This is a genomic window from Cloacibacillus porcorum, from assembly GCF_001701045.1.
Lineage (GTDB): Bacteria > Synergistota > Synergistia > Synergistales > Synergistaceae > Cloacibacillus > Cloacibacillus porcorum.
Window position 1 is genome coordinate 2,759,119 of the sequence record NZ_CP016757.1, and the last position, 13,725, is coordinate 2,772,843.

Below are 13,725 nucleotides of genomic sequence, written 5' to 3' on the forward strand. Positions count from 1 at the left end.
AGTTTTTTTACAAACAAGGTCGAGAAATTTTTTGTGATTTTTTGCGGCCTCTTATGGGGGGCGGAGCATCGTTATTTTATTTTCAGCGGGCGGTAGTAATGCGCATGGGCGGTTTTTTTATAAATATTTTTTACTTTAAGAAGCGACTTTTTTAACATCTTTATTTCAGGAGAGCTCCTCCGCGCGCATGGCGGCGATCTTTTCGCGCATGGCGCAGGGCAGCGCCTCCAGCCCCTCTTTTTCGAGAAATTCCCGCGCGTCGTCCCGCGCAGTCTCCGCGAGAAGATAGTCTTTTTGCAGGTCGGCGACCCTGAAGCGGGCGAGGCCGTGCTGCGCCGTGCCGGTGATCTCTCCCGCGCCCCGCAGCTCTAGGTCGGCCTTCGCGATCTCAAAACCGTCGTTGGTGGAGGCAAATATCCGCAGCCGTTCGTTGTCTTCCGGCAAAAGTGAGAGCAGCACGCATAGGCCGCGCCGCGTCCCACGCCCGACCCGGCCCCGCAGCTGGTGCAGCTGGGAGAGGCCGTAGCGTTCGGGAGATTCGATGACGATCACGGTCGCCTCCGGCACGTCCACCCCAACTTCAAGAACGGTGGTGCCGACAAGCAGCTGTGAAAGGCCGGAACGAAAGCCGGCGATCGCCGCCTCTTTATCAGCGCTTTCCATCTGCCCGTGTATCAGGGACATCTTCACCGGGGGAAGTTTTTTCTCAAGCCATTCAAAGCGTTTCACCGCCGCAGGCAAGTCCGAGCCGTCGTCTTCCTCGACGCGCGGGCAGATCCAGTAGACGCGGCCCCCGGAGAGTATCTCTGCGGCGATAAAGCGCAGCAGCTTCGCCAGCTGGTCCCTGCCGATTATCCGCGTCTCTACGGGCGCGCGTCCCGCCGGTTTATCCTCGATCACCGAGATGTCGAGGTCGCCGTACAGCGTAAGGGCCATCGTCCGCGGTATCGGGGTGGCGCTCATCATGATCAGGTGCGGTTTCGCGCCGCTTTTGAGCAGCCGCGCGCGCTGGCGCACGCCGAAGCGCTGCTGTTCGTCGATGATTACCGCGCCGAGGTTTTTAAATTTGATCTCGTCGGAGAGCAGCGCCTGAGTGCCGGTGACGACGCTAAGGGAGCCGTCGGCCGCGCCGCTCAGCACCGCGCGGCGCTCCCGCGCCGGCAGCTGCGACTTTATCAGCGCGCATCCAACGCCGAGCGGGGCGAGGTATTTTGCCGTCTGCGCGTGCAGCTGCTCCGCGAGCACCTCCGTGGGGGCCAGCACCGCGCACTGCGCGCCGCTGTCACAGAGACCGGCGGCGAAGGCGATGGCGACAAGGGTCTTGCCGGAGCCGACATCCCCCTGAATAAGACGCGATATAGGGCGCCCCGACGCGCCGTCGGCGAATATTTCGTCGATTACGCGTCTCTGCGAGGCGGTCAGAGAAAACGGGAGTGAGGCGGTCATCGCCTCAAAAAGAGCTCCTCTTTTTAGGAGTACGGCGGAACTTTCCGCGCGCTCCTTTCGCGAGGCGGCGAGGGTAAGCTGGAGGGTAAAGAGTTCTCCGTAGGCTAAGCGCCGGCGCGCCTCTTTCCAGCTCTCGGGTGATTCCGGCATGTGCATCTCATATATCGCCCGCGATATTGGCATAAGGGCGTTTTTTTCAATCAGGCACGAGGGCAGCTCTTCCTCCGCCTGGTTGTGATATTGTTCCACAAGAGCGCGGGCGATACCGCGGAACCATTTCTGCGGAAGCCCCTCAGTTGAGGGATATACCGGCACGATGCCTGCGAAGGGGCTTTTTTCGCCCTTATCTTTCACAACTTCAAATTCCGGCTCCGTCATCTCAAATACGGAGGACCTCAGGGAGGGCGTGCCGTATAACGCCACCGGCGTATCTTTCGCAAGGGTATTCTCAAGTCCCCTGCGGTTGAACCACACGGCGTCAAGAAAACCGCTGCCGTCCGAGAGGCGGCAGGTTATCAGACGCCGCCCGCGTCCGGGAAGCGGCCGGACATCAACTCCGCAGACCGTGGCATAGACGACCGCCGGAGCTCCGGGTACAAGCTCCGTGATCTTCTTTACGCTTCGGCGGTCCTCATAGCGGCGCGGGAAGAGGTAGAGCATATCCTCCACAGTCCGCAGGCCGAGCTTCTCAAGCAGCGCGCTTCTGCGCTGCCCGACGCCTTTAAGCGCCGAGAGCGGCAGGGAGAGGTTTTTTTCCGCTGTTTTTCTATCCAAACGGCTCACATCTCAACAGACCCGGGCGCACAAAAAGACCGGACACATCATATAATTTTCGACAGGGGTTATGAACTGCTCCATAGTGTTTTTAGCCGGGCAAAGCTTCCGCGGACAAAGCACCCCCCACTGCTCCGGGCAAAGACTTGTCGGAGAGATATACAGGGACGGCCTCTTTGCGGCGGGTATTGTCTTAGGCTCCCTTATTGGAGCCCATCAGATCCCGCGGGTCGACGCCAAGGATGCCGCAGGCCGCCTCAAAATCTTTACGGTCTGATTTCACCTCAGGTTCGGCTGGAAGCTCCTCAGGCTCCTCTTCGGGCTGAGGCTTTTCCATTCCCTCCAGCACGCTGTCCACCGCTCCCGACAGTTGGGAGGAGCCAAGCGCCTGGTTGAGCTGGGTATCGAATTTCGCGAGAATGCCGCGGAATTCCTGCGCGTACATGTCGCGGATGTTGCGTATCTGCTCGACCCCAGCGCGCAGGCGGTCGGCCTCGGCGGCGGCCTCGCGGCACATCTCCTCCGCCTGTTCGCGCGCGTCGGAGAGTATCTTGTTTGCCTGCTCGCGCGCGCTCTTCACGCGCTCGTCGGCGCTCTTCTGCGCCATGAGCAGCGCCTCATGGAGCACGTCTTTCATGCGTTCGTATTCGGCAAGGCTCTCCTGCTTCGCCGCGAGCTCGCGCTCAAGTTCTTTGTTTTTCTGGTTGTAGCTCTGCAGGGTCTCCGCCACGTGATCGAGAAATTCGTCGACCTCGGCGGCATCGTAGCCGCGGAGGCTCTTTTTGAATGACTGGTTCACAACATCAAGCGAGGTCAAGTATTCGGACATTTTTTCTGCTCCTTTCCTTTATGAAAACAACTATGAGAAATACCCTCGGCGCGCAGCCAACGGTTTCTATCCGTAGTTTCGCGGGCCGAAGATCGCGCTTCCCACACGTACTATCGTGCTGCCCTCTTCGATAGCGGTCATGAAATCGCCGCTCATGCCCATAGAGAGCTCCGGCAGCGGCAGCCCTGTTGCGCAGCGCAGTTTTTCGCGCAGTTCCCGCAGGCCGCCGAATATTTCGCGCAGGACACATTCGTCCTCCGTGTCTAAGGCGACGGTCATCAGCCCCTCCACCGAAAGAAGCGGGCAGTCCGTCATCATCCCTTCGAGCAGACGCTCCGCCTCTTCGGGAGCGACGCCGCTCTTCGCCGCTTCGCGCGACATGTTCACCTCTATATAGACGGGGAATCTGCGCGGCCCCCCCTCGGAGATGACGCGGTTTATCCCGACTGCCGTCTCCAGCGAGTCTATGCTCTCGATGAGGTCGAAGCTCTCAAGCGCGCGTCTTATCTTGTTGCGCTGCAGGTGGCCGATCATGTGCCAGGGACAGCTCGCCATTCCCACAGGCCAGACGGCGCGCTTGTTCACGGCCTCCTGTACCTTGTTTTCTCCGATGAGGTCAAGATGAGGCGCCGCCTCCGTCATCATTTCAACGGGGTGGTATTTCGTGACGCCCATGAGTTTTATCTCAGAGAGCACACGTCCGCTCTTTTTTGCGGCCAGCGCCATATCCGACCTTATCTTCGCAATATTATCCGCAATGTTCATCACCATAGCTGAATCCTTCCTTCGCGGGCGGTGGCGGCGTCTTCCACGACCGCGTCGCCCACAGTTATACCCTTTGTCACGAGAAATTTATCATTGGCAAGTTTCCGCCCCTCCACGGGAATAAAGACGACGCGCGCTCCGCGCACCATATATATGCCCGTGCGGCCGCCCTTTTCGAGTATCGCGCTCTGAGGCACGAGAGCCCCCTCCGTCTGCCCCGCGTCTATTATCAGGGTGTAGTTGCGGGAAAGCGCCAGCTCTGGCGGGAACCACGGCATCGTCAGATAGAATTTTGTCAGATTGCCGGCCTTCTGCGTAACGCGGATCTTTGCCGTCGAGACCGTGTCTTCGCTGTCGATGCGTACGCGCAGCTTTTTACGCCTTATCTGCTCTTCGACGTCGCCACGCATGGGCATATAGCCGATAAAGCGGAGCTCCTGCGGCTGTTCGATGATCTTGCCGACGATCTGTCCTCTCATCGCGGCGGTGTTGTCGGAGAGGAACTGCAGCTTGTAAGGCTTAGAAAATTCTTTCTGTTCGGAGGGCCAGATCGAAGAGTAGCGCCACGTAGATTCCTGACCGTCTTTTCCGGCAACAAAGTAGCCCTGCTGGTAGGCCTTCACCTCACGGCCTCCGACACGCGCGACGACCGCGCCGCGGGCCACTCGCACCGGTCCCCTGCCGAGCGGATAGGTGAGAGTTCCCGCCGCCGGGGAGAGCAGGACGTTTTCTTTCCAGAGGAGCAGCCCCTTGACCTTTATTATCTGGTTGTCTATGCCGGGGACCGCCCAGGTTATCTCCGGGTGGAGGTACTCGTAGCGGTCAAAGTAAGACTTGAAGGCCCATATCCAGAGCGCGATGATCGCGGCGACGCCAAGCCAGTAGGCAACGCGAAAACTTCTCTTTTTTCCCTCCGGCGTGTAGCGTCTGACCATTCCGCGTCCCCTATTTTAGGCCGAAGAGTCCCGGTACCTCTATGAGGTCGGAGCATACGCGCCACGCCCCCGCGGCGGCAAGCCCCTCTTCGTCAAAGTTGCCCGTCGTCATGCCCACGCCGCGCACCACGGCGGCGACGGCGGTCTGCATATCGATGTCCGTATCTCCCACGTAGACGGCCTCTCCCGCGCCGACTCCAAGCTTGCCGACGGCTTTGAAGAGGGCCTCTGGGTCGGGCTTCGCGTTCGTCACATCCTCAAGTCCGACGATGACGTCCATATAGGGAGTGAGATTCATCGACTCCACCACACGGCTGGCAAAGCGCCGGTTGGAGACGACCCCCGTCTTTATCCCCGCGCCGCGAAGCTTTTCAAGCGCCGCGACGGTGTTCGGGAAGAGGCGGATGCCGGTCTGCTCCACCCCACGGAACTCATTGCGGTAGTAGCTGAGCCACTCATCCTTGAAGTCTCCCCAGTACAGGCGCCAGCAGTCCTCTATCGGCAGACCGATACCGGCGAGGACCACCTCGCGCGATATCTCCTTGAGCCCGAACTTTCGCGCCAGCAGGTTCGAGCAGTGGTGTATCGCGTAGCTGCTATCCGCCAGCGTCATATCAAAATCAAAAATAACGGCCTTTGTCTCATTCGTCATTACTCTTCAACTCCCATTACAAACCCCTTCAGGTAATCCGTCTCCGGCACGCCAAGCAGCGCCGGATGGTCCTGGGGCTGATGTATCTCATGCACGATGCGGCAGACCGAGCCGGCGTCCCGCGCCGCGTCGTTCAGCGTATCGAGCAGCATGTCACGCGTAAAGGCGTGGCTGCATGACATAAATACAAGGTGTCCGCCCGCATCCAGGCGTCGAAAACCGCGCACCGCGAGTTCCTTGTATCCGCGCCGCGCGGAATCAAGCTGTCCGCGCGCCGGCGAAAAGGGCGGCGGGTCCATTATCACAATGTCGTAACGCGCGCGGTCGGCGTCCATCTCGCGCATTATATCAAAGGCGTTGCCGCAGCGGAACGTCACTTTCGCGCATGGCAGGCCGTTTATGGAGATATTTTCTTTCGCGCGTTCAAGCGCGGACTGCGACTGGTCTATCGCCGTGACCTCCGCCGCGCCTTTGCGAAGGGCATGAAGGGTAAAGTGCCCCTGGTATGAGAAACAGTCAAGCACTTTTGCATCCTCGTAGAGCGGGTCAAGCAGCGCAGGGACACGGCGGACGTCGAGGTAGGCGCCGGTCTTCTGCCCCCCGGCGATATCGACAAGCTCATAAGTTTCGCCGATCTTCACCTTAAGCGGCTCCGCCGGCATTTCACCGAGCAGCGGTTTTATCTCGCGCGGTATCCCCTCTTTTTCAAGATGTTTGGTATCGTTGCGCAGAATAATAGCGGAGAGTTTCTTTACCTTGCGGAATACCTTCGCCACCTCGTCGGCATGGCGGTACCACCCCATCACCGAGAGCTGCAGGGAGAGGACGTCGCCATAGAGGTCGGCGGAGATGCCCGGGAGCCTGTCGCCCTCGCCATGTACCCAGCGAAAGGACTCCTCACCGGCGCACCAGCATTTGCGCACCGCGAGCGCGCGCTCGACGCGGCTGCGAAGCAGCTCCATCTGGTCCGGCTCATGGCTGCCGAAGGAGAGGACGCGAATACAGAGCGCCCCCTCGCTCCATAGCCCCCAGCCAAGCACCTGGCCCCTCCTGTCGGTGAAGGCGATAATGTCGCCTGGAGCGCAGACGGGAGCCTGGATCAGGTTGCCGCGAAAGAGCCACGGATGGCGTGATTTTACGCGCTCAACGCCGCTTTCATTCAGAACGGCGCGGCGCAGCGCCTTTTTTATCGATGTCATAATTAGCCTTCTTCCGTTCGCCGCGGCGAACATGGTAAATTTTCCCGCGAGGGAATACTGCCGGTACGTTTATCCCTCTCTATCACGGCGAACGCGTCGTGGTTATGTATGCTCTCATGGCTCGTCACGGAGACCCGGTACCAGACCACACGTTCGTCGGCCTGCATCGCAAGCGCGAGCTCCCGCACCGAATCCTCGACAAAACGTGGATTCTCGTAGGCGCGCTCCGTAACATACTTTTCATCCTCACGCTTGAGCAGGCTGTATATCGGCGCCGAGGCGCAGTCGTCGGCCATCTGAACAAACTCCTCAAGCCAGACGAAACCGGCGAGACGTACCTCCATCACCGCGTGCGCGCGCTGGTTGTGAGCTCCAAATTGGGAGATCTCCTTTGAGCAGGGACAGAGAGTCTGGATCGGAGAGGTGACCGTCGTCACAAGGTCAAAATCATCGCCGCGGAGCGCCGCGTCAAAGCGGACATCGCAGCGCAGCCGCCCCTTAGCGCCGCTGACCGGCGCTGCCTTCGTGATGAAATAGGGAAAATCGAATACGGCGTGCGCGTCGCGGGCCTTCAGCCGTTCCTTGAGAGTCACCAGCAGCCCCTCCATATTATGAAAGGTGACGCGCTTCTCCTGCGCCCCGAGGACCTCTACAAAGCGGCTCATGTGCGTGCCGCGGTAGTCCTGCGGCAGCGAGACCGAGAGGCTCACCTGGGCGACCGTCTCCTGCGTTCCGTTCGTGCGGTCAGGCACCGAGATCGGCCACGAGATGTCGCGGATACCGACCCGGTCGATCGCCATATTCCTGTTGTCGGTCTCGTTCTGTACGTCACGCATCTTTTACATCCTCGCGGCGGCAGATGACGGAAGAGCTCTCCGTCTCCCACAGCCGTATCTCATGTAGCCGGCAGTTGGCGCGCGAAAGCGGCCCGTCAAGCGCGCGGAAGATCCAAACCGCGATATATTCCGCGGTGGGCTGCGGCAGGATATCGTTTATATAGGCATGGTCAAGCTTCGAGAGCACAAGCTCGTTAACGGCCTTTTTGAGGTCTACAAAGTCAAAGATCATCCCCTCGGCGTCAGGCTCTCCCTCGAGCGTCACCCGCAGATGGTAGGTGTGGCCATGAAGACGCTCACACTTTCCATGATAATGTATAAGGTTATGTGCTGCATCAAATTTAAAATCACGGCACAGTAACATCCCTATTCCTCCTAAGTTTATTTTTACGCGACTTTATTCTACCACGTAGCCGCAGCACTGTTTACCCGTAAAAATTCCGCGTAAACGACAACGGGCCGACGGCGCGGCGCATTCTTTATGGAAAGAATGGCTTCAAATACAGATTGTATCACCTGAATGTCCCGCATTAGCCTATTCACCATAAAAATAATATAATAGAGCCGTTAAAGATTAATATAATTGGAGGAAACCACGATGGCCGGTAAAAAAGTGATGACGATATTGCTTGGAAGCCCGCGTAAAGAGGGTAACAGCGAACAGCTCGCCGATTCTCTCGCAAAGGGCGCGGAAGAAAGAGGCTACGAAGTGCGCAAGGTGCGCCTCGCCGGTAAAAAGCTGAACGGCTGCCTTGACTGCCGCAAATGCTGGAGCAAGGACACACCCTGCATACAGCAGGACGATATGGCCCCGGTATACGAAGACATTACGGCTGCGGAGGTCCTCGTCTTCGCCTCGCCGCTCTACTACTACTCCTGGAGCGCGCAGATAAAGCCGGTATGGGACCGGCTGATGCCCTTTTTTGCGGCGAACGCAAAAACCAACCTTAAGGATAAGCGGGCGGTACTGCTGGCGACGGCGGGCGACACGGAGATAAGCTGCTTTGACGGGCTGAAAGCCTCCTTCCGCCTCGCCTGTAACTTCGCGAACTGGAACATCGCGGGCATGATCTGCGCGCCCGACATGTACCCCAAGACGGATATGGCCGAAAAGGGGCGCAAATATCTCTTCGAAGCCTACGAACTGGGAAAAAATTTATAGATGAATAACATACTAGTGACCGGCGGGGCTGGCTTCATCGGCTCCCACACCTCTGTAGCCCTGCTCGAGGCGGGATATTCCGTCGTCATCGCCGACGACTTCTCCAACAGCAAACCGCAGACATTGGAGCACATAAAGGAGATAACGGGACGAGGCTTCGTATTCTGCGAAGCGGACGTCACCGACCGCGCCACGGTCACGCGGATATTTGACGAAAATAAGATAGACGGCGTCATCCACTTCGCGGGCTACAAGGCGGTCGGAGAATCGGTCGAAAGGCCGCTCGCCTATTATTACAACAACCTTGTGAGCACCATCGAGCTGGCAAAGGCCTGTGTGATGCGCGGCGTGAAAAATTTCGTCTTTTCCTCATCCGCCACAGTCTACGGCGACAACAAAGCGCCGTTCGTGGAGACGATGCCGCTGATGCCCGCGACAAACCCCTACGGGGAGACGAAAGTCATAAGCGAAAAGATCCTCTCAGACACCGCCGCCGCCAACCCGGGATTCTCCGTGGCCCTGCTGCGCTACTTCAATCCCATCGGCGCGCATGAGAGCGGGCTCATCGGCGAGGCTCCGAACGGCATTCCCAACAACCTGATGCCCTACATCACAAAGGTCGCAAAGGGCGAACTGAAGGAGCTGCGCGTATTCGGCGACGACTACGATACCGTGGACGGCACCGGCGTCCGCGACTACATACACGTGATGGACCTTGCCGAGGGACATGTCGCGGCGCTGAAAAAAATGGGCGGCGGCGTCTCCGTCTATAACCTCGGAACCGGCCGCGGCACCTCGGTGCTCGAGCTGGTCACCGCCTTCGAGCGCGTCAACGGCATCAAGATCCCCTACAAAATAACACCGCGCCGCGCGGGAGACATCGCCACCTGCTACGCGGAGACGAAAAAAGCCGAACAGGAGCTTGGCTGGAAGGCCCGCCGCTCGGTAGAAGATATGTGCCGGGACTCGTGGAGGTTTGAGGCGGGAATAAAAAAAGACGCTTGAAAACATAGGAAGATACCTGCAGCCCGAAAAGCAGGAGAGTATCTGTTCGATCATCCAAGTCTCTGAACATAAAAATCACGACATATCCCATGACAGGATAATTATAGATAAGCCCGTGGCCTAAAGCAGGAAAATACGCTAGGCCACGGGCTTTTAAGATCTGGGCAGTTGCCTGGCACATTTCACTCACGTTAGGTTAATACCTCAGGGCCGCCAGTTAATAATTAATAATGTATATAACTACGCAGAATTTTCACATCCCATAAAGGCGTAAATATCCTGATATAATATCTAAAAAAGCACACCGCTGCGCTGTTTACCCGCAAAAATCCCGTTCCACCATTTCGCAGATGGTATGGCCAATCAGGATGTGAATTTCCTGAATGCGCGGAGTGAAGGAGGAGGGGACACAGATAGTAAGATCAGCCGCCTCGCGCAGCCTGCCGCCACTCTCACCGGTGAGCCCTACAGTAAAAATCCCTTTTCCTTTCGCCACCGACACCGCTTTAAGAACATTAGCGCTATTCCCACTCGTCGATATTGCTATCAACAGATCGCCGCATCGGCCATGTGCCTCTATCTGGCGGGAAAATATCTCGTCATAACCGTAGTCGTTACCCAGTGCCGTCAGCGCCGAGCTGTTACAGGAGAGGGCGGCGGCGTCAAGAGCACGGCGCTCTTTCAGATAACGGCCGGAAAGCTCCGCTGCGATATGCTGCGCGTCGGCGGCCGAACCGCCGTTGCCGCAGAGAAAAAGCCGGCCTCCGGCAAGCAGGGCTGCCGTTATCTTCTTTGCCGCCAAACACACCGTCTCCTCCAATGCCGCCATACGTACGGCAGTTTTCAAATGGTCATCCATATTGCGCCTGTATATTTCGCCTTTTTCCAGCATATTCTCCTCCTTCTTAATTATCCGCCGCGCAGTCTCGGACATATCTTCACAGTTCAAATCACCACGCACACCTTTGGCATATTCCACGCCGCCGTAACCTGACATGACCAGCGCAGAGGGCGCTCCGACCGCCTTTGCAAGCATGAGGTCACACTCTTTATCCCCAATTACCGCCGCTATATCCGTTAAACTGAAGCCAAGTTCCGCGGCGGCCGTCTCGACAAGACCACGTTTAGGCTTACGGCAGCCGCAACCCTCTTCCGGCAAATGCGGACAATGGTACCAGCCATCTATCTTTATTCCATCCACAGCAAGAATCTCGTCTATACGTGCGTGTACAGCGCGCATATCTCCCTCTGAATAATACCCTCTGCCGATGCCCGACTGATTTGTCACAACGGCAAAACGGTATTCAGCCGCCGCAAGCAGCCGCAGCCCCTCAGTAACTCCGGCTATGAGCTCCACTTCTTTTGGGTCGTGCAAATACCCCTTTTCCCTTATGAGAGTACCGTCACGATCCAGTATTATCCACCGGCTCATACTCCACGTGACCTTTCAATTACGGAAGTTGTTGAAAAACCATCGGTCAGAGGAAGGATGACAATCTCTTCGGCGTATTCACGCCCAGCAACCTCTTCGGGTCGGTAATCTCCACCTTTTGCTATCACATCAGGCCGCAGCCGCGAGAGAAGCTCCTCAGGAGTATCTTCTTCAAAGACCACAACGGCGTCCACCGCTTCAAGCGCGGCAAGCACCTTCGCACGGGACGCCTCTCCATTCACTGGGCGTGAGTCACCCTTCAGCCGCCGAATGGAAGCGTCTGAGTTGAGCCCCACAATAAGCCGGTCACCGAGAGACTTCGCCGCGGATAAAGAATCGATATGTCCGGCATGTATGATGTCAAAGCAGCCATTTGTGAAGATCACTCGCTCACCGGCATTACGCCATATGGCGCGAAGCTTCACGGCCTCGGCCTCAGTCAATACCTTGGATGACACGGATATGCTCCTTTCAGAGATCACATCCAGCAACTCCGCCGCGCTTATCGAGTATGTGCCAATCTTTCCGATGACGACCTGAGAGGCCGCGTTTGCCAGTTTTACAGCCTCCCGCAGTTGAAGCCCCTCCGCCGCAAAAGCGGCGGCGACGGCAATCATCGTATCTCCAGCACCGGATACATCGTAGACCTCAACGGCCCAAACGGGTATGTGCGTGGCGGTATCCCCTTCAATTAGGGTAGCCCCTCTCTCTGAACGCGTCACAAGGATATTTTCTATCCCATATTTTTTAATCATGGAAATGGCGGCAGCTGTTATCTCTTCGTCATCATTACGCAGAGGGTGCCCGGCGGCGGCGCTCAGCTCTTTGATATTAGGCGTAATGAGCGAGGCGCCACGGTAACTTTCCCAGTCAGATTTTTTCGGATCTACCCAGACGCTGACACCCTTTTTACGAGCTAGGGCGATGAGCCCGCGGCAGAGCTCAGGTGAACAACAGCCCTTACCATAGTCAGAGATGATGATCAACTTCGCTCCCGCGGAAACCGCTCCCGAGACTTCAGAGAGAAGCATCGCTGCTTCCGCATCAGATGGGCTTATCTTTTCTTCCATGTCAAGACGAAGCATCTGCTGACGTCCGGAACCCAGCAAACGTGTTTTAACAGTAGTTGGGCCAAGTGGCAACAGTGCGGAATGATCGATTTTTTTAAAAAGAGGCAAATCAAGCAGCGCCCATCCATGGATGTCATCACCCACGCTACCTGCGGCAAAGACATTTACACCTAGGCCAACGAGGTTTGCCGCGACATTGCCCGCACCGCCCGCCACCAACCGTTCTTCCCGAAATCTTATTACCGGCACTGGCGCTTCAGGAGATATCCTCTCCACATCGCCGCTGATATAGCGGTCCAGCATAAAGTCGCCAGCGACGACTATCAAGGTGCTTTTAAATCCCCCTGTCAGAAGTTCCGCAACGCGGCTAAAATCAGTATCCGATAAAATTTTTTTCGTTAAGCGTTTCATTTTAAGAGCTCCTTTTGTGTTTTATCAAAGAGTCCCGGAACCGTTCATATCGCAAAAAATAATTTTTAACTCCAACGGCAATCTTTCAAATATAAATTTTACCACTTACGATACTCCCTTTAGGCAATTTCCCTTATAATATAATAAAAGAATGGACATCAGCGTTTATTTATTATAAGAGATAACTCGAAAGCGGTGCAACTCAATGATAATTTCGTTTTTGACAAAACCTTTTTCTGTATTTGAAAGAGCAGCGAAAGATTTGGAACGACGCTTCAACTATTTAAAATATACTGTTAGGGGCAACGCATATAAGGCGTGGACGTGCACCTTTCCCATTGGTGGACACCAGGACGTCGTAGACTCTTTTATAAAGGGGGCAAAATGTTTTCCTAATGTGAAGATACTAGTCAACCCTTCAAGGAGTCAGGCTGAGGGTACTGTCGTATATGTTCCATCCGGCTGGCGGGCGCTGCGTGACGCCATCTCGCTAAAGCAGTCAGGAAAAATAAAAAAGCTCATAGCCGGACCTCTCATCTGTTTTGAGCATGTTGACGAACACGGCGCGATCATCACAGACACATCCATAGATCGCTATCTCCTCGCATCTCCCTGGGTAAAAGAAGCATATGAAAAAGAGGCGGCGCAAAAACATTTAATTCTCAGAGAAACTGCCGTATGGGCCGCGGGCGTGGACCACGTGGTATGGAACCCAGAGAGAAAGGTGCCCTCCGATACGCTGGAAAAGGTGATGGTATATGTTAAAGGACAGGGAAAAACAATTCTTCCTGCAACGCTGGAAACACTTAAGAATAACGAAAAGGAAATAAAAACCCTTTACTGCGGCACCCATACTCCAAGCGACTATAAAAAATTACTCGAGTGGAGCGACTTCGTAGTCTGTCTGGGCGGCAGCGAAACACAGGGGCTCGCTCTGGCCCAGGCATGGTCAATGAACAGACAGACGCTGGTATTTGAATCTGACGAGGTGCGACAGCGAAGACAAAACGCCGCCCCTTATATCACTGAACATACAGGTAGAAAATGGAACAATATCGATGAACTTTGCGAATGTTTAACTACACTGAAAAACATATCTCCCCGCAATTGGGTACTTGCCAACCAGACCAATGAAATAGCCTTTGGCAGATTTCTCGATATCGTTAACGGGCTTTACGTATAGGAATCTGCGATATGATTTTATTAAAA

13 protein-coding genes are annotated in these 13,725 nt (G+C 56.1%); 3 read left to right on the forward strand and 10 right to left on the reverse strand.

Annotated features, from left to right (window positions below):
• Positions 1 to 165 precede the first annotated feature (165 nt).
• The 8 genes from recG to queD form a co-directional block, all read right to left on the reverse strand.
• A complete protein-coding gene (gene recG / locus BED41_RS12540; protein WP_066746892.1) occupies positions 166 to 2,220 on the reverse strand; it encodes an ATP-dependent DNA helicase RecG in 2,055 nt (684 codons plus the stop codon).
• A 193-nt stretch (positions 2,221 to 2,413) separates the two neighbouring features.
• The gene (locus BED41_RS12545; protein WP_066746895.1) at positions 2,414 to 3,049 is read right to left on the reverse strand and encodes a DivIVA domain-containing protein; all 636 of its coding nucleotides are present in this window, start codon (positions 3,047 to 3,049) and stop codon (positions 2,414 to 2,416) included.
• A gap of 66 nt (positions 3,050 to 3,115) precedes the next feature.
• Positions 3,116 to 3,820 carry a YggS family pyridoxal phosphate-dependent enzyme gene (locus tag BED41_RS12550; protein WP_084002454.1) on the reverse strand — a complete coding sequence of 235 codons (705 nt, stop codon included), beginning with the start codon at positions 3,818 to 3,820 and terminating at the stop codon, positions 3,116 to 3,118.
• A complete protein-coding gene (locus BED41_RS12555) occupies positions 3,814 to 4,749 on the reverse strand; it encodes an efflux RND transporter periplasmic adaptor subunit (RefSeq protein WP_066746898.1) in 936 nt (311 codons plus the stop codon). Before BED41_RS12555 ends, BED41_RS12550 begins: the two co-directional genes overlap by 7 nt.
• Before the next feature lie 10 nt (positions 4,750 to 4,759).
• Entirely contained in the window at positions 4,760 to 5,401 is a 642-nt protein-coding gene (locus BED41_RS12560) for an HAD family hydrolase (protein ID WP_066746901.1), read from the reverse strand.
• Positions 5,401 to 6,600, reverse strand: a complete 1,200-nt coding sequence (locus tag BED41_RS12565) for a class I SAM-dependent rRNA methyltransferase (RefSeq protein WP_066746905.1) — start codon at positions 6,598 to 6,600, stop codon at positions 5,401 to 5,403. Before BED41_RS12565 ends, BED41_RS12560 begins: the two co-directional genes overlap by 1 nt.
• A gap of 2 nt (positions 6,601 to 6,602) precedes the next feature.
• On the reverse strand, positions 6,603 to 7,436 hold the full coding sequence (gene folE2, locus BED41_RS12570; RefSeq protein WP_066746907.1) for a GTP cyclohydrolase FolE2: 834 nt from the start codon (positions 7,434 to 7,436) through the stop codon (positions 6,603 to 6,605).
• Positions 7,429 to 7,800: a 6-carboxytetrahydropterin synthase QueD gene (gene queD / locus BED41_RS12575; protein WP_066746910.1), complete on the reverse strand. Its 372-nt coding sequence runs from the start codon at positions 7,798 to 7,800 to the stop codon at positions 7,429 to 7,431. The genes folE2 and queD overlap by 8 nt, the downstream gene beginning before the upstream one ends.
• Before the next feature lie 234 nt (positions 7,801 to 8,034).
• Here queD and BED41_RS12580 point away from each other — a divergent pair, with 234 nt between their 5' ends.
• Both BED41_RS12580 and galE read left to right on the forward strand, forming a co-directional pair.
• Entirely contained in the window at positions 8,035 to 8,598 is a 564-nt protein-coding gene (locus BED41_RS12580; RefSeq protein WP_066746913.1) for a flavodoxin family protein, read from the forward strand.
• The gene (galE, locus tag BED41_RS12585) at positions 8,599 to 9,603 is read left to right on the forward strand and encodes a UDP-glucose 4-epimerase GalE (RefSeq protein WP_066746917.1); all 1,005 of its coding nucleotides are present in this window, start codon (positions 8,599 to 8,601) and stop codon (positions 9,601 to 9,603) included.
• A 316-nt stretch (positions 9,604 to 9,919) separates the two neighbouring features.
• Here galE and BED41_RS16220 read toward each other — a convergent pair whose 3' ends face one another.
• On the reverse strand, positions 9,920 to 11,035 hold the full coding sequence (locus tag BED41_RS16220; RefSeq protein WP_084002456.1) for an HAD-IIIA family hydrolase: 1,116 nt from the start codon (positions 11,033 to 11,035) through the stop codon (positions 9,920 to 9,922).
• Positions 11,032 to 12,516, reverse strand: coding sequence for a PfkB family carbohydrate kinase (locus tag BED41_RS12595; RefSeq protein WP_084002457.1), 1,485 nt, complete (start codon positions 12,514 to 12,516; stop codon positions 11,032 to 11,034). The genes BED41_RS16220 and BED41_RS12595 overlap by 4 nt, the downstream gene beginning before the upstream one ends.
• Positions 12,517 to 12,721: 205 nt before the next feature.
• Between BED41_RS12595 and BED41_RS12600 the strand changes: the two genes are divergently transcribed.
• Positions 12,722 to 13,699 carry a hypothetical protein gene (locus BED41_RS12600; RefSeq protein ID WP_066746920.1) on the forward strand — a complete coding sequence of 326 codons (978 nt, stop codon included), beginning with the start codon at positions 12,722 to 12,724 and terminating at the stop codon, positions 13,697 to 13,699.
• Positions 13,700 to 13,725 lie beyond the last annotated feature (26 nt).